Raw genomic sequence first — 25,500 nt, forward strand, 5'->3', positions numbered from 1 at the left:
CCGTAGCGAACCTGCTTCGCTGCGCCAGAAAACACTCGTTTGAGGTCTATGACGGTGGCATGACGATCGCCTGTGAATCAGCATATACGAGCCAAAAATGCCGTCAAATCATTTTTATAAAAGATTTATCAGGGCTTACCCGAGGCAATAGGCCAAAACCCGAGGAGTGGGTACGTGTGTTGCGATAGTCAGTATTTCGAATTCCTTTCAGGGTTTTCCCCAGCAGCGGCGGCAATAAAGTGATTAGAATATTCAACACTCGCGCAGCGCTTGCACGATCCCATGCTCGCCTTGCTGGTTCCTTCAACCCGGTTTATCCACTCTGAGAGTGCAGCGATGTCCATCGAAGTTGCGACCCGTCTGCAGTACATCCGTAAGAAGAATGGCCTGTCTCAGCGCGAGCTGGCCAAACGGGCGGGCGTCACCAACGGCACTATTTCGCTGATCGAACAAAATCGCGTGAGTCCCTCAGTCGGTTCGCTCAAGAAGCTGCTCGAATGCATTCCGATGAGTCTTGCCGAGTTCTTTACCTTCGAAGTGGAAGCCGACCGCTCTGTCGTGTCGCGCCGCGCCGACATGCCTAACCTCGGCAACGAGTCGATCGAGTTCTATCTCGCCGGCTCGGGCGTGAAGGATCGCAACATGGGCATCCTGCGCGAGGTGTACCAGCCGCTCGCGGACACTGGCCCGGAAATGCTCGTGCATACCGGACACGAGGGCGGCGTGATCGTCAGCGGTCAGATCGAATTGACCGTCGAGGGCTGCACGTGGCTGCTCGACCCCGGCGACAGCTACTACTTCGAAAGCCGCTTACCGCATCGTTTTCGCAATCCCAGCGCGGAACACGTCTGCGAAATCGTCTCGGCGAACTCGCCACCGAGCTTTTAGACAATCCGCATCAACGCCGTTGCGACGCCGGCGATAGCTGCAAGGGCAGCTCTCGCGTTGAACGTCGAACGCATAACATTGAGGCATCCTGATGGAAAAGACCCTGGCTTACTGGCAAGACAAAGCCGCAACGCTTTCGATCGAAGGCCGCGCGTTTATCGATGGCGAATATCGCCACGCTGCAAGCGGGCGCACCTTCGATTGCCTGAGCCCGATCGACGGCAAGCTGCTCGCCAAGGTGGCCGATGGCGCCGCCGAGGACGTGAACGCCGCGGTGGCTGCTGCGCGGCGCGCGTTCGATTCGCGGGTGTGGTCCGGGCTGAATCCACGCCAGCGTAAAGCGATTCTGCTGCGCTGGGCTGGCTTGATGCGCGAGCATCTCGACGAGCTATCGCTGCTTGAAACGCTCGATGCCGGCAAGCCGATCGGCGATACCACCTCGGTGGACGTGCCCGGCGCCGCGTATTGCGTCGAATGGTTCGCCGAAGCCATCGACAAGATCGGCGGCGAAGTAGCGCCGGCCGATCATCATCTGGTGGGGCTGGTGACGCGTGAGCCGATCGGTGTGGTGGCGGCCGTGGTGCCGTGGAATTTCCCGATCCTGATGGCGTCCTGGAAGTTCGGCCCGGCGCTGGCGGCGGGCAATAGCGTCGTGTTGAAGCCTTCCGAGAAGTCGCCGCTGACGGCCATCCGGATCGCGCAACTGGCCCGTGAGGCGGGCATTCCTGCGGGCGTGTTCAACGTCGTGCCGGGCGCGGGCGAACCAGGCAAGCTGCTGGCGCTGCATCCTGATGTGGACTGTCTCGCCTTCACGGGTTCCACCAATGTCGGCAAGCTGATCATGCAGTACGCCGGTCAGTCGAATCTGAAACGCGTTTGGCTCGAACTCGGCGGCAAGTCGCCGAACATCGTGATGCCCGACTGCGCGGACCTCGACCGTGCCGCCAACGCCGCCGCAGGCGCGATCTTCTACAACATGGGCGAGATGTGTACGGCGGGTTCGCGTTTGCTCGTGCATCGCGACATCAAGGATGTGTTTGTCGACAAGCTGATTGCCGCGGCGCGCAGTTATACGCCGGGCAATCCGCTCGACCCGAAGACCTCGATGGGCGCGATCGTCGACCAGGTGCAACTGGAGCGCGTGTTGAGCTATATCGAAGCAGGCCGTGCGGAATCGAAACTACTGCTCGGCGGCGGCCGTGTGAAGCAGGAGAGCGGTGGCTACTATATCGAGCCGACCATTTTCGACACCGCGCCGAATGCTAAAATCGCCCGCGAAGAAATCTTCGGTCCGGTGTTGTCGGTCATCACCTTCGATACCGTCGAAGAGGCCATCAGGATTGCCAATGACAGCGAATACGGTCTCGCTGCAGCGGTCTGGACCGCCAACCTGACCACCGCCCACGAAATGGCGCGAAGTCTGCGCGCCGGCACCGTGTGGGTCAACTGCTACGACGAAGGGGGAGACATGAACTTCCCGTTCGGCGGCTACAAGCAATCGGGCAACGGCCGTGACAAGTCGTTGCACGCACTGGAGAAGTACACCGAGCTGAAGTCTACGCTGGTGCGGCTGCGCTAAAGGATTCGCAAGCCAGCGTGGCGGTGCGCCATCAGGCACCGTCGCGTTCCCAATGAATCCGAAGCCGGGCGATACGCGCACAACCTCAGGAAACTCGCGCGTGTTGCCGGCATGTTTTATCAGGTCATCCCATGACTGAACTCCTCTATGGCGACGGTGCAATCCGCCGTCCGTCCCTCTACGGTTCCTCGATCGAAAACACCTACGCGGGCGTGCTGTCGTTCATGCGACGCAAGTACACGCGCGAGCTCGACGGTGTCGACGTGGCGATTTCGGGCATTCCGCTCGATCTGGCCACCACATTCCGCTCCGGCGCACGCCTGGGTCCTGCCGCGGTGCGGGCGGCGAGCGTGCAGTTGTCCGAGTTGCATCCCTATCCGTGGGGCTTCAATCCGTTCGACGATCTCGCCGTGACCGACTATGGCGACTGCTGGTTCGATGCGCATAACCCCATGACCATCAAGCCGGCGATCGTCGAACACGCACGCACGATCCTGCGCTCGGATGCGAAGATGCTGACGCTGGGCGGCGATCACTACATTACGTATCCGCTACTGATCGCGCATGCCGAGAAGTATGGCAAGCCCTTGTCGCTGATCCATTTCGACGCCCACTGCGATACCTGGGCCGACGACAGCCCGGATAGCCTGAACCACGGTTCGATGTTCTACAAGGCAGTGAAAGACGGCTTGATCGATCCGAAGACCTCGGTGCAGGTCGGCATCCGCACGTGGAACGACGACTTCATGGGCATCAATATTCTCGATGCCGCGTGGGTGCATGAACATGGCACGCGTGCTGCGGTAGAGCGGATCATGTCGATTGTCGGCGAACGTGCTGCGTATCTGACCTTCGATATCGACTGCCTCGATCCGGCCTTTGCGCCGGGGACGGGCACGCCGGTCGCGGGCGGCTTGTCGTCCGCACAAGGACTGGCGATAGTGCGCGGCCTGGGTGGGGTCAACCTGATCGGGGCCGATGTAGTGGAAGTCGCACCTGCTTATGACCAGAGCGAGATCACCGCAATCGCGGCGGCGCATATCGCGTGCGATGTGCTGTGTTTGTGGCGACAACGCAAGGTGGCCGGTGCGCGTTGATGTTCCACTAAGGCCTTGAAAACCGGCGTTAGCTCGCGGAAGACGCTCCGCGTGGCTGACGCTGGCCTTCGAGCAGACCGAGTGTATAGACGGCAAGTGCGCCGCTTGCCAGCGCTAGTTGCCAGATCAGCATGTCGTTGCCGAGCGCTTTCATCGCAAAGCCGGCGATCAGCGGTCCGGCAATCGAGCTGGCGCAGAACGTCAACGAAATCAGCCGCATATTGCGGATCAGCGCGCTCTTGTCGCTGCAAGCCGCGGCGTAGACGCCGAGCGTGAGGAAGGCGCTATTCAGACCGCCTAACACCAGCGCACTCGCGCCGAGCAACCACGAGGCCGGCGCCGCGAGTGCAAACGAAACAATCGCGAGCGCACTGACGGCGGCGCAGACGATGACTGCGGTGGCCAATCCGGCGCGATCGGCCAGCCAGCCGACCGGAAACTGCAGGACCATGCCGCCGACTCCGAACCATGTGAGCAGCGTTGCAGTCTGCGTGACGCTTAGACCACGCCCGTCGGCAAAGAGCGGAAACAGGCCGAATAGCGCGCCGTCGCCGAGGCCGCCAACTACTACGACGACCATGCCCAGAGCGACTAGCGGATCGATGAGCTTTGCCGGTTCGCCAGCAGCGTATTGAGCGGACCGCTTCCTGAACTGTGTGGCATCCGCAGCTTCCATCGTTTCATGGGCGGCGACGGGGCGCACGATCTGATCTTGGTGGACATCAGCGGTTGCGTTATCCGCCGCATCGGAACCGGCCAGCCAAAGGGGAACGGCCGCGACCAGGGTGAACGCCGCGCCGGCCATAAAGACGAGCGGGCCATCGACGCCGTACCATGCGGCGAGAGCCGGGCCCGCAACCCCTGCGATTGCGATCAACGCCTCATGCAGGCCAACCACACGTCCGCTAGCATGCGCCGGGACCATCCGGTACAGCCAGGTCTCGTTGGCGATCCAGCGCAGCCCCATGCCGAGTCCGATCAGGAAACCAGGCACGATCCACAACGGCCACACCAGCGCGCGAATGCTGACGAAGGCGAGGACCGTTGCCGCTAGCGCGATTGCCACCGTTCGTTTTGCGCCGAAGCGTTCAACCAGCCGCGGCGCTACCAGCAGCCCGGCGAACATGCCCGCCCACTGAGCCGCGGAAAACAGTCCGGCGCGCGGCGTGTCGAGCCCTTGATGCGCGAGCCACACAGGTAACACCATAAAGCCGATCCCGAACTGGCCGATCTGCGTGAACGCCGACACGGCGGTCAGCGCAGCAATGGCGTGCCAGCGCACCGGCGTGACGGGAGTCATGTGCCGCTCCGCTGCGGCATGGGCAAGCCCTGTTCGCGACATTCGACCGGACAACCGGCCTTGAGGCAGGGGCCGTCGTCGCACAGGCGGCATAGTTGCATGGCATGCGCCGGGTCACGGGTTTCGTGCCAGAGGATCTTGATCAGAAGATCTTCGAACACGACGCGTTCGTTTTCGTCGAGACGGCCAATTACGCGTTGCAGCATCCGTTCGCGTGACGTTTGCAGGCGCTTGACTTCGCGCTTGCCGGCAGCGGTGAGGGCGAGCGCCACGGCACGTTTATCGGCGCCCGCTTTCTTTTCGATCAGACCCGCCTCGACGAGTCCCGCCACTGCGCGGACGGCGGCCGGATGCGAGAGGTCCACCGCATCGCGCAGCACTTCAATGGACGAATACGGATACTGGCCGACCGCGTTGAGCATGGCGCGTGCCGTGGGGCCAGCGAGGGCGGGCACGGTGTTCTGTGCGTTCATTTCGTCCGTCACCAGCAGGGCGAGCACGCCGAGCAGATTTTCTGTGCGCTGCGTCATGACAATGCCTAAATGTGTGCAGTGTGCATATATGCATGTTGCACACATTGAGACGGTAACGCAAGCTTCTTTTTTGACGGCGTCGTAAGGCCCGAAGGGACTAGGCTGCGCGCCGGCTGGTCTGTTCGATCACATCCGCTACGCCCGCAGCGGTGGCTGCAGACAGCGTCCAGCCAAGATGGCCGTGGCCGGTGTTATAGAACACGCCGGGCAAGCGTCCTTTGCCCACCTTCGGCAACATGCTCGGCAGCATGGGCCGCAACCCTGCCCACGGTATGACGCGCGAGGTGTTCACTTGCGGGAAGTAGCGGCGCGTCCATTCGGTCAACGGAGCAATCCGTTCCGCGCGGATATCGCGATTGAAGCCGTTGATCTCGGCCGTCCCGGCCACGCGGAAGCGGTCGACGCCAAGGCGGCTGGTGACGATCTTGGCGCTGTCGTCGAGCAGGCTGACCCAGGGTGCGCCTTGCTGGCTCGCGGCATCGTCGAGACAGACCGTGATTGAGTAGCCTTTGACTGGGTAGATATTGACGTGGTCGCCGAGCATCGAGGCGAATTCACGGCTCCTGACTCCCGCGCAGACTACAACCTGCGCAAAGCTCTGCTGAAGCGGCTCGCCTGCTTGAGTCGCGGCGACGCTGAACGCTCCCGTCGCATCACGCGTAATCGAAGCAATCTCCGTGTCGTAGAGGAAATTGACGCCATGGCGTTCGCAGGCTTGCGCGAGGCCGCGCGTGAACTTGTGAATATCGCCGGTGGAATCGGACGGGGTAAAAAAGCCACCGTGGAAGGTGCCGTCGAGCGTGGGTTCGATGCGGCGAATCTCAGTCGCGCTGACCGCTTCGCGGTCGAGACCGCCTTCCTTGAGCAGGGCGTTCACTTTGGCCGCGGTGTCGAATTCCTTGCGGGTCTTGTACACGTGCAGGATGCCGCGCTGCTCGTGGTCGAACTCGATGTTTTCGCGCTCCGCCATCGAAAACAGATGCTGCCGCGCGGCAATCGCGAGACGCACGGTTTCGATGGTGTTGGCCCGATAGTGCGGAATCTGCCGCAGAAACTCGCCCATCCACGAGTATTTGTGCCAGTTCGGCAGCGGATTGAGCAGCAGCGGTGCGTCGCGGGTCAGCATCCAGCGCAGGCCTTTGAGGACCGTGGCGGTGCTGTTCCACACTTCCGCGTTGCTGGCCGACAACTGGCCGCCATTGGCGAACGAGGTTTCCATCGCGGCATAGCGGTGGCGTTCGAACACGGTGACGTTAAAGCCGCGTTGCGCAAGGGCGTAAGCGGTCGTGACGCCGGTAATGCCGGCGCCGATGATGGCGATGCGTGACATGTGATGGTCCAGAGTAAGTGAGCACGGCCGTTTCCGGCTTCCATGCCCCATCTGTCCCTGTACCTGAGAGTTTCTTTCCGTGCGCAGCCCATTGCCGGGCGGACGGAAATCCCCTTCGGTGGGCGCGTGAAGCGCCGCTCTCCAGATGTTCCCGCTGGGCGGTCCTTGTGCCTGAGAGTTTCCGGGGCGGTTGCTCCGTCGGCGCCGTCACCACCTTTCGGTGTGACAGTCTCTCCCGCGACAGCGTGTAGAACGGCGTAAAGGTAGCGGTTGCCAATAAATACGGCAAGCGGTTTTTTGTGTGTGGGCTTCGTGGCAGCCTCCGTGCGCGCTTGCCAGAGTGGTGGGGTTGGCGTGTTTTCATGCGTGGCGGCTATCTGCGCTTATTTGCGCAATACGCATCAATCGTATAGCCTTGCTCAGGTTCATCCGCCCTGACACCAGCCCGGCACCGTGAAGGACATTCTCTCCCTCAAGCTCTATACGCGTGTGGCGCGGCTCGGCAGCTTCTCGGCTGCGGCGCGCGAATGCGGGCTGTCGCAATCGCAGGTATCGCGGATCATCGCGGAGCTCGAAAGCGACCTGGGGGCGCGGCTGCTCACGCGCACCACCCGTGCCGTCATGCTGACCGATGCGGGCGCTGAGTTTCTCTCCCGGCTCGATCCAATCCTCATTGCGCTCGAGGACGCCGAGCAGAGCGTGCGCGAAGGCAGCGAGTTGCGCGGCATGTTGCGCATGAGCATGCCGGGCAGCGTGGCGATCCGCGAGATCATTCCGCGCCTTGCGCCGTTTCTCGAACGGCATCCCGAACTGCGTTTGCAGATGTTGCTGGGCGACCGGCCACGGGATTTCGTCAAGGAAGCGGTGGATGTGGCCATCCGGCTCGGGCGCCTGATCGATTCGAGCGCCACGGCCATGCTGATTACCCAGATTCCGCGTGTGATCATCGCCTCGCCCGGCTACGTGGACCGCCACGGCGTACCCACGGGACCGGAGGACCTGGTGCGCCATCGCATCGTCGACGGACCGGCCTCGGTGGTCTCTAGCGGCTGGCAATTTGCGCGAGCCAGCGGCGAGGAGGTGGCGGTGGACCTCGAGCCGCATTTCTCGACCAACGAGAACGAAGGGGCGGTTGCCGCGGCTGTGGCCGGCATCGGCATTACTTCGACGAGCGAATGGGCCTGCCGCCGCGAGCTGGCCGACGGTTCGCTGGTGCGGCTGCTGGTCGACTGGAAGATGGCCGATATCCCCGTGCATGCCTATTTCCCGATGGGCCGGGCGACCCGCGCGGCCGGACGCGCGGTGGTCGAGCATCTCACCGCCGATTTTCGGCGTGAACAGCACGGTTGATTGGCCTAGACGCTTTCTAGAGGCTTACTGCGGCCTTTGTTTGTGCCGCGGCAATCTTGCGGCCACGCCGCGCAAGCGGTGCACAGCGGCGTCACCTACGGCAACGCTAGCTAGACCGCACCGCCGCCTGATCTATGTATCCCATGCATAAGAGATAGCAGAAACGAACGGCTACCGCCTCGGCTGCCGTGCCGCTATCTTTGCTTTCATAACGCGCTTCCACTCTACCGGCACGCTACTCGCGCAGCCGAGGGGGCGGCACGTCCCATCGATTCCGACCGGGTTTGCGCGGCGCGCTGATTGCCGAGGCCGACACGGCACTTTCATCGAGACTGACATGAGCAAAACCACTCCTGAACAAAACAAGGCCCTCGTGCTCGAGGCTTTCGACACGCTTTTCAACAAGCGCGACTATGCGGCGGCTGAGCGTTTTTGGTCGGAGCGCTATATCCAGCATAGCGCGCACATTGCGCCGGGACGCGAGGGTCTGTTCGGCTTGATTCGCACGCTGCCGGACAACTTACGCTACGAGAACCAGTTGATCGTGGCCGAAGGCGACTATGTGATTGCGCATGGCCGCTTCTCCGGTCACGGTAGAGCGGCGGCGTGGATTGCAGCCGACGTGGTTCGCTTCGAAGACGGCAAGCTCGCCGAACACTGGGACGTTCTGCAGGACGAAGCAACCCAGGCGCAATCGGCAAGCGGCCTGCCGATGTTCGGCGACCGGTTTCCGGCCTGAAGCCCGATAGATTGACTACTGGAATATCCACGATTACAGCATCCTTAAGGACACCATCATGAAACTCAGTGGAAACACGATCTTTATCACGGGCGGCGGTTCGGGCATTGGCCGCGGACTGGCCGAGGCGCTGCACAAGCGCGGCAACAAAGTGATCATTAGCGGACGCCGCCGCGGCCCTCTCGACGAAGTGGTGGCGGCTAACCCCGGCATGGCGGCCATCGAACTGGATATGACCGATCCGGCGAGCATCGAGCGCGCAGCGGCGCAACTGATCGAGGACTATCCGGAACTCAATGTGCTGATCAACAATGCCGGCATCATGTAGCCGGATGCCGCTGCGGGGCGGATCGACGACGCGTTGCTTGTTGCCACCGTCACGACGAATCTGCTTGGACCGATCCGCATGACCTCCGCGCTGATCGATCATCTCAAGACGAAGGACGATGCGGTGGTGGCCTATACGAGCTCGGTGCTGGCGTTTGTGCCACTGGCGCCGACGGCGGTGTATTCATCGACCAAGGCGGCGTTGCATTCGTACATTCTGTCGCAGCGCTTCATGTTGCGCGATACCAAGGTGCGGGTGCTCGAAATCGCACCGCCGTGGGTGCGCACCGACCTGATGAACAGCCGCAAGGCCGAACAGGCGATGCCGTTGGATGCTTTCATCGACGAAACCATGGTCGTCCTCGGTACCGACGCGGATGAGATTCTGGTGGAAGGCGCGAAACTGTTCCGTGGCAATCCGGGGCCGGGTGAGCATGAACTCGTGAATGGGTTCAATGCGCAGATGGTTGAGGTGTTTGGCGGGTGAGTGCTTCGGCGAGTTCCCGGCCCGCTTCGGCGCGCCGTCCGGAGACAACGACGCCGGCCTTGTCATGTGCAAAAGCAAAAGCGGTGGCGCGGCCAATGCCGGTCAGTGCGCCGGTAATCAGTACGACAGGTGGGGTAGTCATTGCATATCCTTGATCGACTGGCGCGAACAGTCCATGCGATCGCTCGCGCCCGGATTAACAAGCTTTACCGACTCAGGCATGCGTCTCGATGGAATCCACCCGGTCCGGGTAGAAGGCGAGGTGATCCTTGATCGCCGCGACCGCGGCATACGGCTTCTCATAGGTCCAGACCGCATTGACCGAGCGCTCGCCGCCGGAAGGGATCGAGAAGTACGCACAATCGCCCTTGTAAGGGCAATAGGTGGCATGCGCGGTGCGTTCGAGCAGCGTCATGTCCACGTCCTTGCGGGGGATGTACAGGACGGCTGGATAGGCGGCCTCGCGCAGCGTCAGCGCTTCGCGGGTATCGGCGATCACTTTGCCGCCAAGCGTGACCACGATGCGTGCCGGGTTCGGCTCGATGGTGATCGGATGATCGGGACCTGGAACCTTGACGGTTTTGCCTGCCGGATTGACGTTGCTGGACATGGACACGCTCCTTGGGTTGATTCGCCTCGCGTTTCAGCAAGGCGAGGCCAGTGTTTCAGTCCGTCACCGCTCAGGCGGAAAACGGGGTGAAGTCGATAGATTAAAGCTTTGAGCCGCCGTCGACGTGCAGGGTGTCGCCCGTCACCCAGCGCGCCTCGTCGGAGGCGAGGAAGGCAACCGCGCCAGCAATGTCGTCCGGCTGGGCGATGCGCTTCAAGGCCTGCATGCCGAGCGCTATGTCGCGGCCCGCATCGGTTTTTGTGAAGTTGGACATATCGGTGGCAACCACGCCGGGGGTAACCGCATTTACGCGGATGCCGCGTTCGCCGAGTGCCGAAGCAAAGTGCTTGACGAGGGTATCGACAGCGCCTTTGGTGGCCGAATACGCTGAGAGCACGCCTACCGCGGAGCGCGCACCGAGCGACGACAGCAGCACGACGCTGCTGCCCTGACCGAGCACCGGCAGCAGCTGTTGCACGAGGAAGTAGGGCGCGCGCACGTTCACGGCGAACAGGTCGTCGAAATCCTCGACCGTGGTGTCCTCGATGCTAGCCGCCTTCGAGATGCCGGCGTTGGCCACGAGGATATCCAGACGCTCGCCGACCATGCCACGCACTTGTTTCGCAAGCGTATGCGGACCGTCAGCCGCGCGCAGGTTCGCGCCGACCTTCTGTGCCTTGCCGCCGGCTGCGCGAATTTCCGCGACGACTGCGTCTGCTTCCTTTTCTCCGCTGCTGTAGTGAATCAGAACTTCGGCGCCCTGTTTGGCGAGTGCAATAGCGCTGGCGCGGCCAATGCCGCGAGAAGCGCCGGTAACGAGGGCGGTCTTGCCGGTGAGGTTAGTCATGGTCAATCTCCTGTTCGGTTTAAAGCTGTTCGGTTTAAAGCTGTTGTGCTGGTGGCGCGCGGGTGCACGTCTGTAACCGGGTGGATCGGAGCGGCGGCGCCTGATTCGTAAAATGCGTTTGCGTCGCTGCCATGGAAGCTAATCTAGTGGCGCGCGGGGCAAAGGAAAAAGACTTTGTGGGCTGGTGGGCATGCCTCGCGGGTATGCCTGAGAGGTGCTGCGCCGGATTGTTCGGGCTGGGTAGCCCAATGCGGCGCGATGCAGAGGAATATTGGGGGGAAGGAAGCTATGTAGGCGGGTGCATGATCTTGCGCCAGAGACAGACTGTGTAGTGCGCTTCTCGGCGCGTAGTATGAGGCGTGCCCGCGAGCCTCGTTAGCAGGCACGCCTCAGCTTGGCCTGACGCTGCACAGGTCCAGGCTGAGACGGCTGCTTTGCCGCGTTACGCGGAGGCTTCGAGTTCCTCGATCGCGTCGGCAAGCACCATTTGCGCGGCATTGGCCGGGCGTGCCGCCGTGCGGCCCGCCGGTCCATAGACCGCGTCGCCGCGCACGATGCTGCTGCCGGTAAGCGCACAAACCCCCTGCGATCGCGCGATCCTGCGAATCCAGAGTTGCTCGCAGTAGTTAGCGGCGGTGGAGTCACACCATGTAATCGAAACGGACTTGGGGCTGAAACGCTCAACGAACGTGACCACCGCGCTCTCCGCGCTAACCGATGGAGCCCGCGCACGATCGGCCGCCGCGCCGCGGCGCGCCTGATTGGCGCAGTCGCGTCCTGGACGGGACGCGGGCCTGCGTGAGGTGGTTTGCGTGTCCCCTGCATTGCGGGTTTCTTTCAAATCGCTTTCGCTGGCTTTGTCCTGCGTAGGCGCTGCGCTTTCTTTCAGGCCGGCAATCACGACCGCCCACGGGTCAGCAAGACGGGGAGGCGCGAGTGCCGATACCTTCGACGCTTGAGCCTCGCCGGTGGATACAAAGGCACGCTCGACGACGTCGTTACGCTGTGCCGCATTGTTCTTCAGATGCCGATTACGCGCTGTGGGCGTCTTCATCGTGGCTGCGAAGTCTGGCTCGGGTCCTGTAACGTTCACGTCGAATCCTTTGTTTAGTGCCCTCCTCGGGGCCGCACGCGTCCATCGCGGCGTGCCGCGACGGCTTGTTGCGGTGCTCCCCGCGGCGCGTCGCGAAGACGCAAACACCCGTCGTGACGGCGCGCGGCACAACGGGGCAGGTGGCGGGTGGCGGATGGCCGGTGTCATTGGCGACACCTTGGAGGGCATCTTATCGACTGGCCCGAGCGAGATAAATGCGCGTTCCCTGAAAACACCGTTTGGGTTCGGCCAACAATGCAGGGGGCGCCGTTGCGCCCCCTTGGGTCAAACGGTTACGACGATCTTGCCGAACTGGCCGTTCTGCTCCAGGTAGCGGTGCACCTCTACCATCTCGTCGAACTTGAAGGTCCGGTCGATAACCGGCTTGAGCGCGCCGCTCTCGAGACCCTTCAGGACGAACTCCACCGCGGCTTTGCGACGGGCTTCATTGCCGCTCGTCAGCCAGATGTTGTGCGCCTTGACGGTGGCGACCTTGGCGATCATGTCGAGGATCGGTAGCGGTGTGGCTTCGCTGCTGAGCGCGCCATAGATGTAGACGATGCCATTGAAGGACAGCGCCGCGATCAGCTTCGCCAAGGTCGGGCCGCCGACCGGATCGAACACGACGCGTGCACCATTGCCGCCGGTGATGCGCTTCACTTCCTCCACGAGGTCGGTTTCCTCTGTGGCGATCACATGCGCGGCGCCGGCGTCGAGCAACTGCTGGCGCTTGGCCGAGGTGCGCGTGAGGGCGATGGTCGTCGCACCTGCATAGTTGGCGATCTGGATCGCGGCGAGGCCGACGCTGCTGGAGGCCGCCGGAATGATCACGAAGTCGCCCTTCGTGACCTGCGCATCTTCGATGAGCGCGCCATACGCCGTGACGTACATCATCCAGACCGAGGCGGCTTCCTCATACGACAGGGTCTCCGGGTGCTTCACGACCGCATAGTCTGGTGCAATGATGACTTCGCCGTAGGTCGAATACTGATTCATCGAGAACGATGGGATGAGGTTGACTTTATCGCCTGCTGCAATTCCGCTGACACCGGGACCGACGGCATCGACGATGCCCGCTGCTTCGTAGCCGAGGCCTGCGGGAAACTTGACGGGCTCGATGTAGACATCGGTGCGCCACATGGCTTCAGCGCGGTTGATGCCAATGGCCTTCACGTCAATGCGAACTTCATTCGGACCCGGGGCGCGAACTTCATGCTCGATGAATTCGAGCACTTCCGGCCCGCCGGCTTTTGCAAACTGAATAGTGCGTGACATATGAACCTCGTGATCTGAATGGATGATGACGGTGTGGCGATGTCGTGGTGTAACGCGCAAAGCGTAGCGCCAATTGCGCAGGGTCACACCGTCTCGGTTGCTTCGTAAGCGGGGAAATCCGAATAGTTCGTTTCGTCGCCACCCCAGAATGCCGCGCGCACATATGGCGTGAGCGGCAGGTTGTGCTTCAGGCGGTACGGCAGGTCGGGGTTCGACGAAAAGTGACGGCCAAATGCGACCAGGTCGGCGTCGCCCGATGCGACGATCGCTTCGGCGCTGGCGCCATCGAAACCGCCTGCGGCAATGATCGGGCCGCTGAAGTGCGGGCGCAGATACTTCACCGCCACCGGCGCGTGGCCTTCGTGCAGGGTCTCGTCGCCCTTGATGCGCGGCTCGATTACATGCAGGTAAGCCAGTCCGTAACCGTCGAGTACTTTCGCCACGTAGCTGAAGGTCGCTTCCGGATTGCTATCGGAGATGCCACCCCATTCGCCCGAGGGCGAGATGCGGACCCCCACGCGCTCTGCGCCGAACACCGAGATCAGTGCTTCAACCGCTTCGCGCAGGAAGCGCACGCGGTTTTCAAGCGGGCCGCCATAAGCGTCCGTGCGCTGGTTGGTGCCGTCCTGGATGAACTGGTCCACCAGGTAGCCATTCGCGCCGTGCAACTCCACGCCGTCGAAGCCCGCCTCGAGCGCACGTTGAGCGGCGACGCGAAACTCTTCGATGATGCCGGGGATCTCTTCGATTTCCAGCGCGCGGTGCGGCGAGGCTGGGACGAAGCCGTCCTTGGTCAGCGCTACGCCGTCGAACGGCACGACCGAGGGGGAGAGCGGCGCGACGCCACCCGTCATTTCGACATGGCTTTGACGGCCGCCGTGAATCAGCTGCATGAAGACGCGGCCACCTTTGGCATGAACCGCATTGGCGATGGCCTTCCAGCCTTCCGTCTGGCCGTCGTGATAGAAGCTGGCGGCGCCGAGGTAAGAGCGTGCCGTGATCGAAATGCTGACACCTTCGACGATTTCAAGGCCGCCTTGCGAGGCGCGCTGGCCGTAGAAGTCCGCCATCATCGGGCTGGGGATATCGCCGGGCTGGATGGTGCGCAAGCGGGTCATCGGCGCGAGAACGACCCGATGTGAGAGGGTGTAGGCACCGACCTTCGTGGGAGTGAACAAGCGAGTCATGATGTTTCCTTGGGGAGTTAGTGAGTACTGGGGAGCTGTGCTGCAAACTAAAACTTCACCTCGCCGTCGACGTATAGCGTGTCGCCGGTGATCCATCGGGCGGCGTCCGAGGCGAGAAAAACGATGGCCGCGCCTATGTCGTTGGGTTGCACAAGGCGCGTCGACACCTGCATGCCGGGGAACGCGTCGCGCACCGCATCGCTGCGGGTGACACCTGTCGCGTTGCTCCCGGTCTTGCACGGCGCGATTGCATTGACGCGAACGCCGCGTGCGCCGAGCGTCGACGCGAAGTGCTTGACCAGCGTGTCCAGTGCGCCTTTGCTGGCTGCATAGACCGACGACGAGCCCATTGCTTCGCGCACGGTTTGCGGTTTCTGCATCGCACCTGCGGCCGGTGGCGAGACAACGATCACGTTGCTGCCTTTGCACATCGCAGGCATAAGCTGTTGCACGAGAAAGAAGGGCGCTCGCACATTGAGGGCAATCAGCGCGTCGAACTGGTCGACGGTGAGGTCTTCGCTGCTTGCGTTCTGCGGGTTGCCCGCGTTTGCTACCAGCACGTCGAGCCGCGCGCCGATGATGGCGCGGGTGCGCCGCGCGAGCCGCTGCGGACCGTCCGGTGTGGCCAGATCCTCTGCCAGTTTCTCGGCATGGCCGCCCGCTGAGCGGATCGCCCTGACCACGCCGTCCGCTTTTTCACCGGCGCTGTTGTGATGCACCAGCACCTGGGCGCCGGCTGCGGCGAGTGCGAGCGCACTGGCGCGGCCGATGCCGTACGAGGCACAAGTCACGAGGGCAGTTTTTCCGCGCAGAGCGTTCATGGTCCGGTTCCCGGCGATATAGATGGCAGGCATGGGGCGGTGATCGAGACGGGCTGTTGCCCTAAGGCTGCTTCCGTCTTGTCCCGGCCCTGTGCGTAATCTAGTGGGGGCTTGCGCGAAGTAAAAAGACTTTGTAGGCTGGCGGGCATGCCTATGAGGCATGGATCACCATCGAGGGGCCCATGGAGCTTCGCCATTTGCGGTATTTCATCGCGGTTGCCGAGACCGGCAGCCTGACGGTCGCCGCCGAACGCCGCCTGTTCACGTCGCAGCCGTCGTTGAGCCGTCAGATCCGCGATCTGGAGGACGAGGTGGGCGCCGAGCTATTCAATCGCAGTGCGCGCGGGGTCGAGTTGACGGCGGCAGGCAAGGCCTTTCTCGACCATGCGCGGCTCGCGCTTTCGCAGGTGGACGCGGCCACCGAAGCCGCGCGCCGTGCGTCGCAGCCGAGCAAACAGGTCTTTGCGTTGGGTTTCCTGACCGGCCAGGAGATGACCTGGCTGCCGCGCGCGATGCAGGTGCTGCGCGAGGAGTTGCCGAAGATCGATGTGACTGTGTCGAGCCACTATTCGCCAGATCTTGCTGATGCGGTTGCGCGGGGCAAGCTCGACCTCGCGTTTCTGCGCGCCGAACCGGGCTACGATCTCGAGTATCGCGTGGTCAGCCGGGAGAAACTCCTCGTGCTGATGCCGAGCGACCACCGCCTCACCGAGCGCGCCACGATCCGTCCGGAAGACTTTGGGGGCGAGCCTTTTATCATGGCGAGCAACAAGGCCGCCGTGCTGCACCAGGTGATCTCGCAGTACCTGCGCGACAACGCAATCGACATCACGCCCGAACATGGTGTGGACAACCTGGCGATGGCTATGTCGCTGGTGGCGTCGACGCGCGGCCTCGCGCTGATGCCGGAGTATGCGAATAACCTGCTGCCGTGGTCGGTGGTGAGCCGTCCGCTTGAGGGTGAGGCGCCGACTGTTGACCTCGTGATCGGCTATAGCAAAGCGAATACATCGCCGGTGCTGAAGTTGTTTCTGTCGCGGGTCGATGAGTTGATGGAGCCGTTGCGCACGGCCGCCTCATGAGCCATCAAAGCCGTTCAATAATCGCCTTCGCGGCCGCCGGATTACGTTCCTTGAAGCCGCTGATCACGTAGAGATATACATCGCGCGCGCCTTTGGCGGCGGCGCGCGCTTCGAGCGGCTCCAGATCGTCAGGGACCGCGCCGGCAGCAAGCTGGCGGGCTCGCTCCGCCCATGCGTCGAGCGCCTTCTTTGCATACCCTTGCGCATGCGCGCCGGTGGTCCCCATGATGCGGGCATAGACAAATGGCGCGGTTAAACTGGCGATCTGCGGATACTCGCTATCGCCCGCAAGCACGATCGCGACACCGTATTTGCGTGCCAGTGCGACGAAGGCTTCGTCACGAAAACTCGCGTGACGCACTTCGACTGCATGCCGCAATGTAAGTCCGTCCAGTTTCTTCGGCAGCAGCGCCAGGAACGCTTCGAAGTCCTCTGCATCGAATTGCTTGGTCGTGGCGAATTGCCAGTTGATCGGACCGAGCTTGTGCTTCAGATGTTCGAGGCCACTGCCGAAGAAGCGCTCGATGCTGTCGCCGGCCTCAGCCAGCACACGCCGGTTGGTCGCGTAACGCGGCGCCTTGAGGGCGAACGCGAAATCGTCCGGTGTCTCGTCGTGCCACTTCATGTAGCTCTCGGGCTTTTGCAGGCCGTAGAACGTGCCGTTGATCTCGATGGTGGTCAACTGACGGCTCGCGTATTCGAGCTCGCGTTTTTGCGTCAGATCCTCGGGATAAAACACCCCGCGCCACGGGGCATACGTCCAGCCGCCGATTCCCACTCTGATTTGCGATTTCGTGCGCGTTGCCATATCCGGTTGTCCTCGTTGTGGTGGCGCATAGCTTAACGCAGGCGGCATCGGGCCGCCTTGGGCCTCCTCAGTGTGCCAGGCAGTATCCGCAGCGCATCGAGTCGTATCTCAAAAACGCATAGTTGTTATCTGTCATATCGCGTTGCGCGATAAGCGGGCTCGTCGGCACACTGGGCGCACAAATCAATCGCGGCATACAGGAAGGAGACACTCATGCGTACTCAAGTCGGCATCATCGGCGCTGGCCCAGCCGGCCTTTTACTTTCCCATCTGCTTCATCTGCGCGGCATCGACTCGGTCGTGCTGGAATCGCGCACCCGTGAGCAGATCGAATCCACCATCCGGGCCGGCGTGCTGGAACAGGGCACGATGGATCTGCTCAGCGAAGCCGGCGTCGGCGCCCGCATGAAGGCAGAGGGTGCACTGCATCATGGCTTCGAGCTGGCCTTCGAGGGTAAGCGACGGCGCATCGATCTCACGGACCTGACGGGCCATTCGATCACGGTCTATGCGCAACACGAGGTCATCAAGGATCTGGTCGCCGCACGAATGGAAGCGGGCGGCCAACTGCTGTTCAGCGTGTCCGACACCTCGATTCACGGCATCGAGACGGCAACGCCTTCCATCCGCTTTCAGCATGACGGGCAAGCCTGCGAGCTTCAGTGCGACTTCGTGATTGGCTGCGATGGCTCACAAGGGGTATCGCGCGCGTCGATTCCGGCTGCCTTGCGCAAGGATTACGAGCGGGTCTACCCATTTGGCTGGTTCGGTATTCTTTGCGAGGGACCGCCGTCTTCCGACGAGTTGATCTACGCTCGCCACGAACGCGGTTTTGCGCTCGTCAGCACGCGCTCGGCGAACGTCCAGCGAATGTACTTCCAATGCGACCCGAAGGAATCCGTCGCGAACTGGTCCGATGACCGCATCTGGGCAGAACTGCATGCGCGCGTCGATTCCGCCGATGGGCAAAAAGTGGTGGACGGCAAGATATTCCAGAAGAACATTGTCGGCATGCGCAGTTTTGTCTCGACCACGATGCAGCACGGCCGTCTCTTTCTGGCGGGCGACGCAGCCCATATCGTGCCGCCGACCGGCGCCAAGGGCCTGAATCTGGCGGTCGCCGATGTGCGCGTGTTGACCGCTGCGCTTCAAGCGTTTTACGTAGAGAACCGCCTGGACTTGCTCGATGGCTATAGCGCGACAGCGCTCAAGCGCATCTGGCGCGCCGAGCATTTCTCTTACTGGATGACGCGGATGATGCACCGGCTCGACGACGCCTCGCCGTTCGAACAACAGCTTCAGGTAGCGGAGCTGGAGCACGTCACCACCTCGCGGGCGGCGGCGACGGCAATGGCGGAAAACTATGTGGGCGTGGCCGCGGTGTGAGAGACCCGCTGGGCCGCCTCGGCTTGTTCAAGGCGGCGGCTCGCTTCCGCCACTTCATGCCTGAACTGCACCAGGGCAGCGAGAGCAGTGTCGGGCGGCTGCAGCGCCGCCCACAGCACCTCGATCAGGCTATCGGCGGTGGCTTCGATATCAATCTGGCGATTGGCGAGCGTCGCATCCCACAGCACATGCTCCATTGGCCCGAACACCATGGAGCGCAACAGGCGTAGCGGCACATCCGCGCGAATCTGGCCGGTTTCCCGGCCGTGCGCGAGCACGCGCATCAGCGGCGCCGTGTAGCGCCGCTGCAAATCCGTCAATGCTTCGCCCAGCTCGTGATGCCGTGCTCGCCCCTCGGAGAGCACCAGCGCGCACAAATCTGTGCCGTTCACCAGCATCAACCGCAAATGCATCCTGACGATAAAGGCGAACTGCTGCCGCACGCTGCCGTCGCGCGGCAAGCCGGTTTCGATCGCCTCGATGATTTCGTCGTACCAATCACCAATGACCCGCGCGCACAGTTCACGCTTGCCGCGGAAATAGCTGAACACCGTCGCCTCGGAGATACCCAGGCGCTGCGCAATTTCAGCAGTGGTGGCGCGCTCATAACCCTTTTCGGAGAACACGTCACGCCCGGCCTGAAGGATTTCCTTCACGCGCTGCTGCGACTTGCGTCCCGCCGGCTGGCGGCGCGAAGCCGGTGCTTCGGCCTTGCTTGGAGCCCTGGGTGTGGCCGTCATATGAGTAAAGGTCAGATTTGTGACTCGAGTGATGCCGGATAGGGCGAGTCTAGCACGATAATATAAGGCTAGAGGCCGTTCGATGCGTTTCTGAGTGTCACTCAAAATACCTATTGACGTATACGGAAATCTGGCGTGAAATTCGGCTTGTGCGGCCGCGCCCGCAAGCACCGCTTACCGCCTACGATGGCCTACGAATTCCTGGAGACACTGCAATGAGTAACCTGCCCGGTTTGCAATTCCCGCTTGGTGAAGAGATCGAAATGCTGCGCGACAGCCTCGCGGGCTTTGCGGCAAAGGAAATCGCGCCGCGCGCCGCTGAGATCGACCGCACCGACCAGTTTCCGATGGACCTGTGGAAGAAGTTCGGTGACCTGGGCGTGCTCGGCATGACGGTCTCGGAAGAATACGGCGGCGCCAATATGGGCTACACGGCGCATATGATCGCCATGGAAGAGATCTCGCGGGCCTCGGCTTCGGTTGGTCTGTCGTACGGCGCGCACTCGAACCTCTGCGTGAACCAGATCCATCGCAACGGCACCGAAGCGCAAAAGCAGAAGTACTTGCCGAAGCTGGTATCCGGCGAGCATGTCGGCGCGCTCGCCATGAGCGAGCCGAATGCCGGCTCGGACGTGGTCAGCATGAAGCTGCGCGCGGACAAGAAGGGCGACCACTATGTGCTGAACGGCACCAAGATGTGGATCACCAATGGCCCGGATTGCGACACGCTGGTGGTCTATGCGAAAACGGATATTGAAGCCGGTCCGCGCGGCATTACCGCTTTCATCGTCGAGAAAGGCATGAAGGGCTTTTCGGTGGCGCAGAAGCTCGACAAGCTCGGCATGCGCGGCTCGCACACCGGCGAGCTGGTGTTCGAAAACGTCGAAGTGCCGGAAGAAAACATCCTCGGCCAATTGAACGGTGGCGTGAAGGTGCTGATGAGCGGGCTCGACTACGAGCGTGCCGTGCTGGCCGGCGGCCCGACCGGCATCATGGTCGCGGTGATGGACTCGGTGGTCCCGTATATTCATGACCGCAAGCAGTTCGGCCAGTCGATCGGCGAGTTCCAGCTGATTCAAGGCAAGGTGGCCGACCTGTACACCACGCTGCAGGCTTGCCGCGCCTATCTGTATGCGGTTGGCCGTCAGCTCGACACGCTGGGCTCCGAGCACGTACGCCAGATGCGCAAGGATTGCGCGGGCGTGATTCTTTATACCGCGGAAAAGGCCACGTGGATGGCCGGCGAAGCGATCCAGATTCTCGGCGGCAACGGTTACATCAACGAATATCCGGTGGGCCGTCTGTGGCGCGATGCGAAGCTCTATGAAATCGGCGCAGGCACCAGCGAAATCCGCCGTATGCTGATTGGCCGCGAACTGTTTGCCGAAACGGCCTGATCCACTTGTGCCACTCAGCCCGCCTGGCCTTGCCAGGCGGCGAATAGAACAGCGGCGCACAGGAGAGCCACGCAATGCCGATCATCGAAACAAAGCTGAACCCACGCTCGGACGACTTCCGCAATAACGCGGCCGCGCTCGAGGCACTCGTTGCCGACCTGCGCGCCAAAATCGAAAAACTCGCCCTGGGCGGCGGCCAGGCCGCGCGCGACAAGCATGTGAGCCGCGGCAAGCTGCTGCCGCGCGACCGGATCGCCCAACTGCTCGACCCGGGCACGCCGTTTCTGGAGCTGTCGCAACTGGCGGCATTCGGCATGTACCACGACGACGCGCCGGGCGCCGGTGTGATCACCGGGATTGGCCGGATCGCCGGGCAGGAATGCGTGATTGTCTGTAACGACGCCACCGTGAAGGGCGGCACGTACTATCCGGTCACCGTCAAGAAGCACGTGCGGGCCCAGGAGATCGCAGCGGAAAACCATCTGCCGTGCGTGTATCTGGTCGATTCGGGTGGCGCGAACCTGCCGAATCAGGATGACGTGTTCCCCGATCGCGACCACTTCGGGCGCATCTTCTACAACCAGGCGAACCTGTCCGCAGCGGGCATTCCGCAGATCGCGGTGGTGATGGGCTCATGCACGGCGGGCGGCGCCTACGTGCCGGCGATGAGCGACGAGTCGATCATCGTCAAGAACCAGGGGACGATTTTTCTCGGTGGGCCGCCGTTGGTGAAGGCCGCAACCGGTGAAGTGGTGAGCGCGGAAGACCTCGGTGGCGGCGACGTGCACACGCGTCTGTCGGGCGTGGTCGATCATCTGGCGCAGAACGATGCGCACGCGCTGGGGATTGCCCGCAGCATCGTCGGCAATCTGAACCGCGTGAAGCAGGTGCCGGTCGCGCTGCAGGAACCGAAGCCGCCGCGCTACGACCCGAAGAGCATCTACGGCGTGATCCCGGTCGATACGCGCAAGCCGTTCGATATCCGCGAGGTGATCGCGCGCATCGTCGACGACTCCGCCTTCGACGAATTCAAGGCTCGCTACGGCACCACGCTCGTCACCGGCTTTGCGCATATCTGGGGCCATCCGGTCGGCATCATCGCCAACAACGGCATTCTGTTCTCCGAGTCGGCCTTGAAGGGCGCGCACTTTATCGAACTGTGCTGCCAGCGCAAGATTCCGCTGGTGTTCCTGCAGAACATCACCGGCTTTATGGTGGGCCGCAAGTATGAGAACGAAGGCATCGCCCGTAACGGCGCCAAGATGGTGACCGCGGTGGCGACCGCCAAGGTGCCGAAATTCACGGTCATCATCGGCGGCTCGTTCGGCGCGGGTAACTACGGCATGTGCGGCCGCGCCTATTCGCCGCGCTTCCTGTGGATGTGGCCGAACGCGCGCATCTCGGTGATGGGCGGCGAGCAGGCCGCGTCGGTGCTGGCTACCGTCAAGCGCGACGGCATCGAAGGCAAGGGCGGCACGTGGAGCGCCGAGCAGGAAGAGGCGTTCAAGCAGCCGATCCGCGAGCAATACGAGCACCAGGGGCACCCGTACTACGCGAGTGCGCGTCTGTGGGACGACGGTGTGATCGACCCTGCGCAGACTCGCGACGTGCTCGGCCTCGGGCTGTCCGCCACGATGAACGCACCGATCGAAGACACGCGGTTCGGCGTGTTCAGAATGTAACGCGGTACGCCCCCAAGCGAAGGAACCGATCGATATGCAATACGAAACTTTGAGCCTGACGGTGGCCGGCCAGGTGGCGACGGTTACGCTGAACCGCCCGGACGTACGCAACGCGTTCAACGAAACGATGATTGCCGAAGTCACTGCAGCGTTTCAGGCACTGAACGAGCGCGACGACGTGCGAGCCGTCGTGCTGGCGGCGAACGGCAAGGCTTTTTGCGCGGGCGCGGACCTGAACTGGATGAAGAAGATGGCCGGTTACTCCGACGAGGAGAACCGGGCCGACGCAATGCATCTCGCGGCCATGTTGTCGGCGATCTACCGCTGCAACAAGCCGGTGATTGCGCGCGTCAATGGCGACGCCTACGCAGGCGGCATGGGCCTGATCTGCGCCTGCGACATTGTGGTGGCGCTGGACACCGCGCGCTTCTGCCTCTCCGAAGCACGCCTCGGCCTGATTCCCGCGACGATTGCTCCCTACGTGATTCGCGCGCTCGGCGAGCAGGCTTCGCGCCGCTACTTCACGACCGCCGAACTGTTCGACTGCGCGACGGCGCTGCGCCTCGGTCTCGTCAGCGAGGCGGTGGGCGAAGACAAGCTGGATGCGACTGTGCAGCAACTCACCGAAACGCTCTGCGCCAACGGCCCGCACGCCGTGCGAGCGTGCAAGCAGCTTGTGCAGGACATCGCGGGGCGCGAACTGGACGAGGCGTTGATCGCCGACACGGCCGCGCGTATCGCGCAGGTGCGCGCCAGCGCGGAAGGCCGCGAGGGCGTGGCGTCGTTCCTCGAAAAGCGTACGCCCGCGTGGCGCAACTGACGCCGCCGCTTATGACGCCCCGAAACTAACCGCGACCACCCGCAGAACAACAGTCCTGAACGGGACACCGCAGCGAGACACTTCAGCGAGACACTCATGTTCAACAAGATTCTGATCGCCAACCGCGGCGAGATTGCCTGCCGGGTTGCGGCAACCTGCAAGCGGCTCGGCATTGCTAGCGTGGCGGTCTATTCCGACGCGGACGCCAATGCCAAGCATGTCGCGGCGTGCGATGAAGCGGTGCATATCGGCGGCTCGACGGCGGCCGAGAGCTACCTGCGCTACGAGCGCATCATCGCGGCGGCCCAGGCTACCGGCGCGCAGGCGGTACATCCGGGCTACGGCTTCCTGTCGGAGAACGAAGATTTCGCGCAGGCCTGCGAAGCGGCAGGCATCGTCTTTATCGGACCGCCGGTCGAAGCGATTGCAGCGATGGGTTCGAAAGCGGCCGCCAAGGCGCTGATGCATGCCGCGGCCGTGCCTCTGGTGCCCGGCTATCACGGCGACGATCAGGACGCGCAACTGCTGCAACGCGAAGCGGATGCGATGGGCTACCCGGTGCTGCTCAAGGCGAGCGCGGGTGGTGGCGGCAAGGGCATGCGCGTGGTCGAGCGCAGCGAAGACTTCGCCGCGGCGCTAGCGTCGTGCAAGCGCGAAGCGGCGAGCAGCTTCGGCAACGACCGTGTGCTGATCGAAAAGTATCTGACCCGGCCGCGCCACGTCGAAGTGCAGGTGTTTGCGGACCAGCATGGCGGGGCGGTGTATCTGTTTGACCGCGATTGCTCGGTGCAGCGCCGCCATCAGAAAGTGCTGGAAGAAGCGCCGGCGCCGGGTCTGTCCGCCGAGTTGCGCCGCGAGATGGGCGAGGCGGCTGTGGCGGCCGCGCGTGCGGTGAATTACGTGGGCGCAGGCACGGTCGAGTTCATCATGACCGGCGCCAGCGACTTCTACTTCATGGAAATGAACACGCGCTTGCAGGTCGAGCATCCGGTCACCGAAATGGTGACGGGCCTCGATCTGGTGGAATGGCAGTTGCGCGTGGCCTCAGGCGAGCCGTTGCCGCTGACGCAGGCGCAACTGAAACTCGAAGGGCATGCGATCGAAGCGCGTATCTATGCCGAGCATCCGGCGCGCGGCTTCCTGCCGTCGACGGGCACGCTCAAGCATCTGCGCATGCCGGAAGGCGTCGAGTTCACGATCAGCGCGGCCGCTGCACCTGGTTTGCGCGCTGCCGTGCGGATCGATAGCGGCGTGCGCGAAGGCGATACGATTACGCCGTTCTACGACCCGATGATCGCCAAGCTGATCGTCCACGGCGCGACGCGCGCCGAAGCGCTGGCGCGGATGAGCCGGGCCTTGCGCGCCTGCGAGGTGGTCGGCCCGCATACCAACGTCGAGTTCCTGCAGCGTATCGTGACGAGCGAGCCGTTTTCGAGCGGCGATCTCGATACCGGACTGATCGAGCGGCATCATGCGGCCTTGTTTGCGCCGGTTCAGAAACCTTTCCGCGAAGCGCTGGCGCTGGCCTGTGCGGCCTTGCTTACGCGTGAGGGCGGTACGGCACATGGCGCGTCGCCGTGGGATGCGTTGTCGCATTGGCGCCTGAACAGCGGTTATACGCAAACGCTCACGTGGCGTGACCTCGAAAACGAGTCTGTCTTCGCGGCCACCTTTGCTCGCGATGGCGCGACGCAGACGCTGGATTTCGGCGGCCATCGTGATGGTTTTACCTGGTGGAGCGGCAACGGCGCGCACGAGTTCGGCGCGACGATCGGCGATTCACATGTCACGGGCCGCGTGTTTGTCGACGGCGACGTGTTTCATGTGTTTTGCCTGGGCGAGGCGCTGGCCTTCGAATGGCAAAACCTGCTGGCGCATGCCGCGGATGCGGAGCATGGCGAAGGGCGTCTCACCGCACCAATGCCCGGCAAGGTGATCGCCGTGCTGGTCGAGCCGGGTACCGTGGTCGAGAAGGGGACGCCCCTGATCGTCATGGAAGCCATGAAGATGGAGCACACCATCGGCGCGCCGGCGGCGGGCACGGTGTCGGAAGTGCTGTATGCGGTGGGCGATCAGGTAGCGGACGGCGCGCAACTGCTGGTGCTCGACGTCGGTTGATACA

General features: G+C 62.8%; 22 protein-coding genes, 2 pseudogenes and 1 riboswitch. Of the genes and pseudogenes, 12 read left to right on the top strand and 12 right to left on the bottom strand.

Annotated features, from left to right (window positions below; all coding sequences use genetic code 11):
• Window positions 1-336 precede the first annotated feature (336 nt).
• The 3 genes from BLQ92_RS08225 (at window position 337) to speB (ending at window position 3,564) form a co-directional block, all read left to right on the top strand.
• Window positions 337-888: a cupin domain-containing protein gene (locus BLQ92_RS08225; RefSeq protein WP_090683318.1), complete on the top strand. Its 552-nt coding sequence runs from the start codon at window positions 337-339 to the stop codon at window positions 886-888.
• Between the two features lie 91 nt (window positions 889-979).
• Window positions 980-2,467, top strand: a complete 1,488-nt coding sequence (locus tag BLQ92_RS08230) for an aldehyde dehydrogenase (RefSeq protein ID WP_090683319.1) — start codon at window positions 980-982, stop codon at window positions 2,465-2,467.
• A 131-nt stretch (window positions 2,468-2,598) separates the two neighbouring features.
• Window positions 2,599-3,564, top strand: a complete 966-nt coding sequence (speB, locus tag BLQ92_RS08235) for an agmatinase (protein ID WP_090683321.1) — start codon at window positions 2,599-2,601, stop codon at window positions 3,562-3,564.
• A 28-nt stretch (window positions 3,565-3,592) separates the two neighbouring features.
• Here the strand turns inward: speB and BLQ92_RS08240 are convergent, their stop codons facing one another.
• The 3 genes from BLQ92_RS08240 to BLQ92_RS08250 all read right to left on the bottom strand — a co-directional run bounded on the left by BLQ92_RS08240 (window position 3,593) and on the right by BLQ92_RS08250 (window position 6,727).
• Window positions 3,593-4,864, bottom strand: coding sequence for an MFS transporter (locus BLQ92_RS08240; RefSeq protein ID WP_090683323.1), 1,272 nt, complete (start codon window positions 4,862-4,864; stop codon window positions 3,593-3,595).
• Window positions 4,861-5,394, bottom strand: coding sequence for a MarR family winged helix-turn-helix transcriptional regulator (locus BLQ92_RS08245; RefSeq protein ID WP_090683324.1), 534 nt, complete (start codon window positions 5,392-5,394; stop codon window positions 4,861-4,863). Before BLQ92_RS08245 ends, BLQ92_RS08240 begins: the two co-directional genes overlap by 4 nt.
• A 100-nt stretch (window positions 5,395-5,494) precedes the next feature.
• A complete protein-coding gene (locus tag BLQ92_RS08250; protein WP_090683326.1) occupies window positions 5,495-6,727 on the bottom strand; it encodes a D-amino acid dehydrogenase in 1,233 nt (410 codons plus the stop codon).
• 41 nt (window positions 6,728-6,768) lie between these two features.
• A riboswitch (glycine riboswitch) is annotated at window positions 6,769-6,882 on the bottom strand.
• A 298-nt stretch (window positions 6,883-7,180) separates the two neighbouring features.
• On the opposite strand from BLQ92_RS08250, the gene BLQ92_RS08255 reads away from it, so the two are divergent.
• The 3 genes and pseudogenes from BLQ92_RS08255 to BLQ92_RS08265 all read left to right on the top strand — a co-directional run bounded on the left by BLQ92_RS08255 (window position 7,181) and on the right by BLQ92_RS08265 (window position 9,630).
• On the top strand, window positions 7,181-8,077 hold the full coding sequence (locus BLQ92_RS08255; protein ID WP_090683328.1) for a LysR family transcriptional regulator: 897 nt from the start codon (window positions 7,181-7,183) through the stop codon (window positions 8,075-8,077).
• A gap of 337 nt (window positions 8,078-8,414) precedes the next feature.
• The gene (locus BLQ92_RS08260) at window positions 8,415-8,816 is read left to right on the top strand and encodes a nuclear transport factor 2 family protein (RefSeq protein WP_090683330.1); all 402 of its coding nucleotides are present in this window, start codon (window positions 8,415-8,417) and stop codon (window positions 8,814-8,816) included.
• Window positions 8,817-8,874: 58 nt separating this feature from the next.
• A pseudogene (locus BLQ92_RS08265) lies at window positions 8,875-9,630 on the top strand (SDR family oxidoreductase).
• On the opposite strand, the pseudogene BLQ92_RS08270 reads toward BLQ92_RS08265, so the two are convergent.
• The 7 genes and pseudogenes from BLQ92_RS08270 to BLQ92_RS08300 all read right to left on the bottom strand — a co-directional run.
• A pseudogene (locus BLQ92_RS08270) lies at window positions 9,629-9,772 on the bottom strand (SDR family NAD(P)-dependent oxidoreductase); the annotation flags it as partial. The pseudogenes BLQ92_RS08265 and BLQ92_RS08270 sit on opposite strands and share 2 nt — an antisense overlap.
• A gap of 72 nt (window positions 9,773-9,844) precedes the next feature.
• On the bottom strand, window positions 9,845-10,240 hold the full coding sequence (locus BLQ92_RS08275) for a DUF427 domain-containing protein (RefSeq protein WP_090683332.1): 396 nt from the start codon (window positions 10,238-10,240) through the stop codon (window positions 9,845-9,847).
• A gap of 100 nt (window positions 10,241-10,340) precedes the next feature.
• Window positions 10,341-11,087, bottom strand: coding sequence for an SDR family NAD(P)-dependent oxidoreductase (locus tag BLQ92_RS08280; RefSeq protein ID WP_090683333.1), 747 nt, complete (start codon window positions 11,085-11,087; stop codon window positions 10,341-10,343).
• 442 nt (window positions 11,088-11,529) lie between these two features.
• A complete protein-coding gene (locus tag BLQ92_RS08285; RefSeq protein ID WP_090683335.1) occupies window positions 11,530-12,141 on the bottom strand; it encodes a DUF3331 domain-containing protein in 612 nt (203 codons plus the stop codon).
• Window positions 12,142-12,465: 324 nt separating this feature from the next.
• A complete protein-coding gene (locus tag BLQ92_RS08290; RefSeq protein ID WP_090683337.1) occupies window positions 12,466-13,455 on the bottom strand; it encodes a zinc-dependent alcohol dehydrogenase family protein in 990 nt (329 codons plus the stop codon).
• A gap of 83 nt (window positions 13,456-13,538) precedes the next feature.
• On the bottom strand, window positions 13,539-14,642 hold the full coding sequence (locus BLQ92_RS08295; RefSeq protein WP_090683338.1) for an alkene reductase: 1,104 nt from the start codon (window positions 14,640-14,642) through the stop codon (window positions 13,539-13,541).
• Window positions 14,643-14,689: 47 nt separating this feature from the next.
• Window positions 14,690-15,463, bottom strand: a complete 774-nt coding sequence (locus tag BLQ92_RS08300) for an SDR family NAD(P)-dependent oxidoreductase (RefSeq protein WP_090684004.1) — start codon at window positions 15,461-15,463, stop codon at window positions 14,690-14,692.
• Window positions 15,464-15,645: 182 nt separating this feature from the next.
• Here BLQ92_RS08300 and BLQ92_RS08305 point away from each other — a divergent pair, with 182 nt between their 5' ends.
• The gene (locus tag BLQ92_RS08305; protein ID WP_090683340.1) at window positions 15,646-16,545 is read left to right on the top strand and encodes a LysR substrate-binding domain-containing protein; all 900 of its coding nucleotides are present in this window, start codon (window positions 15,646-15,648) and stop codon (window positions 16,543-16,545) included.
• Window positions 16,546-16,549: 4 nt separating this feature from the next.
• On the opposite strand, the gene BLQ92_RS08310 is transcribed toward BLQ92_RS08305, so the two are convergent.
• Window positions 16,550-17,353, bottom strand: a complete 804-nt coding sequence (locus BLQ92_RS08310) for a DUF72 domain-containing protein (protein WP_090683342.1) — start codon at window positions 17,351-17,353, stop codon at window positions 16,550-16,552.
• Between the two features lie 213 nt (window positions 17,354-17,566).
• Here BLQ92_RS08310 and BLQ92_RS08315 point away from each other — a divergent pair, with 213 nt between their 5' ends.
• Window positions 17,567-18,739: a 4-hydroxybenzoate 3-monooxygenase gene (locus BLQ92_RS08315; RefSeq protein ID WP_090683343.1), complete on the top strand. Its 1,173-nt coding sequence runs from the start codon at window positions 17,567-17,569 to the stop codon at window positions 18,737-18,739.
• On the opposite strand, the gene BLQ92_RS08320 is transcribed toward BLQ92_RS08315, so the two are convergent.
• Window positions 18,715-19,479 (bottom strand): TetR/AcrR family transcriptional regulator, encoded by a 765-nt coding sequence (locus tag BLQ92_RS08320; protein ID WP_090683345.1) that lies wholly within the window; start codon window positions 19,477-19,479, stop codon window positions 18,715-18,717. The two genes, BLQ92_RS08315 and BLQ92_RS08320, sit on opposite strands and share 25 nt — an antisense overlap.
• A 215-nt stretch (window positions 19,480-19,694) precedes the next feature.
• Between BLQ92_RS08320 and BLQ92_RS08325 the strand changes: the two genes are divergently transcribed.
• The 4 genes from BLQ92_RS08325 to BLQ92_RS08340 all read left to right on the top strand — a co-directional run bounded on the left by BLQ92_RS08325 (window position 19,695) and on the right by BLQ92_RS08340 (window position 25,496).
• Window positions 19,695-20,876, top strand: a complete 1,182-nt coding sequence (locus BLQ92_RS08325) for an isovaleryl-CoA dehydrogenase (RefSeq protein WP_090683347.1) — start codon at window positions 19,695-19,697, stop codon at window positions 20,874-20,876.
• Between the two features lie 74 nt (window positions 20,877-20,950).
• Entirely contained in the window at window positions 20,951-22,558 is a 1,608-nt protein-coding gene (locus BLQ92_RS08330) for a carboxyl transferase domain-containing protein (RefSeq protein WP_090683348.1), read from the top strand.
• Between the two features lie 34 nt (window positions 22,559-22,592).
• The gene (locus BLQ92_RS08335; protein WP_090683349.1) at window positions 22,593-23,378 is read left to right on the top strand and encodes an enoyl-CoA hydratase/isomerase family protein; all 786 of its coding nucleotides are present in this window, start codon (window positions 22,593-22,595) and stop codon (window positions 23,376-23,378) included.
• A 96-nt stretch (window positions 23,379-23,474) separates the two neighbouring features.
• Window positions 23,475-25,496: an acetyl/propionyl/methylcrotonyl-CoA carboxylase subunit alpha gene (locus tag BLQ92_RS08340; RefSeq protein WP_090683350.1), complete on the top strand. Its 2,022-nt coding sequence runs from the start codon at window positions 23,475-23,477 to the stop codon at window positions 25,494-25,496.
• Window positions 25,497-25,500: the final 4 nt, after the last annotated feature.

Origin of the sequence: Paraburkholderia phenazinium (genome assembly GCF_900100735.1) — a bacterium.
Lineage (GTDB): Bacteria > Pseudomonadota > Gammaproteobacteria > Burkholderiales > Burkholderiaceae > Paraburkholderia > Paraburkholderia phenazinia.

What these genes read in the sequence shown, in the direction of transcription:
- BLQ92_RS08290 (WP_090683337.1), bottom strand. Translation starts at nt 13,455, where the DNA reads ATGTCACGCACTATTCAGTTTGCAAAAGCCGGCGGGCCGGAAGTGCTC.
- BLQ92_RS08330 (WP_090683348.1), top strand. Translation starts at nt 20,951, where the DNA reads ATGCCGATCATCGAAACAAAGCTGAACCCACGCTCGGACGACTTCCGC.
- BLQ92_RS08240 (WP_090683323.1), bottom strand. Translation starts at nt 4,864, where the DNA reads ATGACTCCCGTCACGCCGGTGCGCTGGCACGCCATTGCTGCGCTGACC.
- BLQ92_RS08295 (WP_090683338.1), bottom strand. Translation starts at nt 14,642, where the DNA reads ATGACTCGCTTGTTCACTCCCACGAAGGTCGGTGCCTACACCCTCTCA.
- BLQ92_RS08250 (WP_090683326.1), bottom strand. Translation starts at nt 6,727, where the DNA reads ATGTCACGCATCGCCATCATCGGCGCCGGCATTACCGGCGTCACGACC.
- BLQ92_RS08300 (WP_090684004.1), bottom strand. Translation starts at nt 15,463, where the DNA reads ATGAACGCTCTGCGCGGAAAAACTGCCCTCGTGACTTGTGCCTCGTAC.
- BLQ92_RS08275 (WP_090683332.1), bottom strand. Translation starts at nt 10,240, where the DNA reads ATGTCCAGCAACGTCAATCCGGCAGGCAAAACCGTCAAGGTTCCAGGT.
- BLQ92_RS08230 (WP_090683319.1), top strand. Translation starts at nt 980, where the DNA reads ATGGAAAAGACCCTGGCTTACTGGCAAGACAAAGCCGCAACGCTTTCG.
- BLQ92_RS08340 (WP_090683350.1), top strand. Translation starts at nt 23,475, where the DNA reads ATGTTCAACAAGATTCTGATCGCCAACCGCGGCGAGATTGCCTGCCGG.
- BLQ92_RS08320 (WP_090683345.1), bottom strand. Translation starts at nt 19,479, where the DNA reads ATGACGGCCACACCCAGGGCTCCAAGCAAGGCCGAAGCACCGGCTTCG.
- speB (WP_090683321.1), top strand. Translation starts at nt 2,599, where the DNA reads ATGACTGAACTCCTCTATGGCGACGGTGCAATCCGCCGTCCGTCCCTC.
- BLQ92_RS08225 (WP_090683318.1), top strand. Translation starts at nt 337, where the DNA reads ATGTCCATCGAAGTTGCGACCCGTCTGCAGTACATCCGTAAGAAGAAT.
- BLQ92_RS08245 (WP_090683324.1), bottom strand. Translation starts at nt 5,394, where the DNA reads ATGACGCAGCGCACAGAAAATCTGCTCGGCGTGCTCGCCCTGCTGGTG.
- BLQ92_RS08285 (WP_090683335.1), bottom strand. Translation starts at nt 12,141, where the DNA reads ATGAAGACGCCCACAGCGCGTAATCGGCATCTGAAGAACAATGCGGCA.
- BLQ92_RS08335 (WP_090683349.1), top strand. Translation starts at nt 22,593, where the DNA reads ATGCAATACGAAACTTTGAGCCTGACGGTGGCCGGCCAGGTGGCGACG.
- BLQ92_RS08280 (WP_090683333.1), bottom strand. Translation starts at nt 11,087, where the DNA reads ATGACTAACCTCACCGGCAAGACCGCCCTCGTTACCGGCGCTTCTCGC.
- BLQ92_RS08310 (WP_090683342.1), bottom strand. Translation starts at nt 17,353, where the DNA reads ATGGCAACGCGCACGAAATCGCAAATCAGAGTGGGAATCGGCGGCTGG.
- BLQ92_RS08260 (WP_090683330.1), top strand. Translation starts at nt 8,415, where the DNA reads ATGAGCAAAACCACTCCTGAACAAAACAAGGCCCTCGTGCTCGAGGCT.
- BLQ92_RS08325 (WP_090683347.1), top strand. Translation starts at nt 19,695, where the DNA reads ATGAGTAACCTGCCCGGTTTGCAATTCCCGCTTGGTGAAGAGATCGAA.
- BLQ92_RS08305 (WP_090683340.1), top strand. Translation starts at nt 15,646, where the DNA reads ATGGAGCTTCGCCATTTGCGGTATTTCATCGCGGTTGCCGAGACCGGC.
- BLQ92_RS08315 (WP_090683343.1), top strand. Translation starts at nt 17,567, where the DNA reads ATGCGTACTCAAGTCGGCATCATCGGCGCTGGCCCAGCCGGCCTTTTA.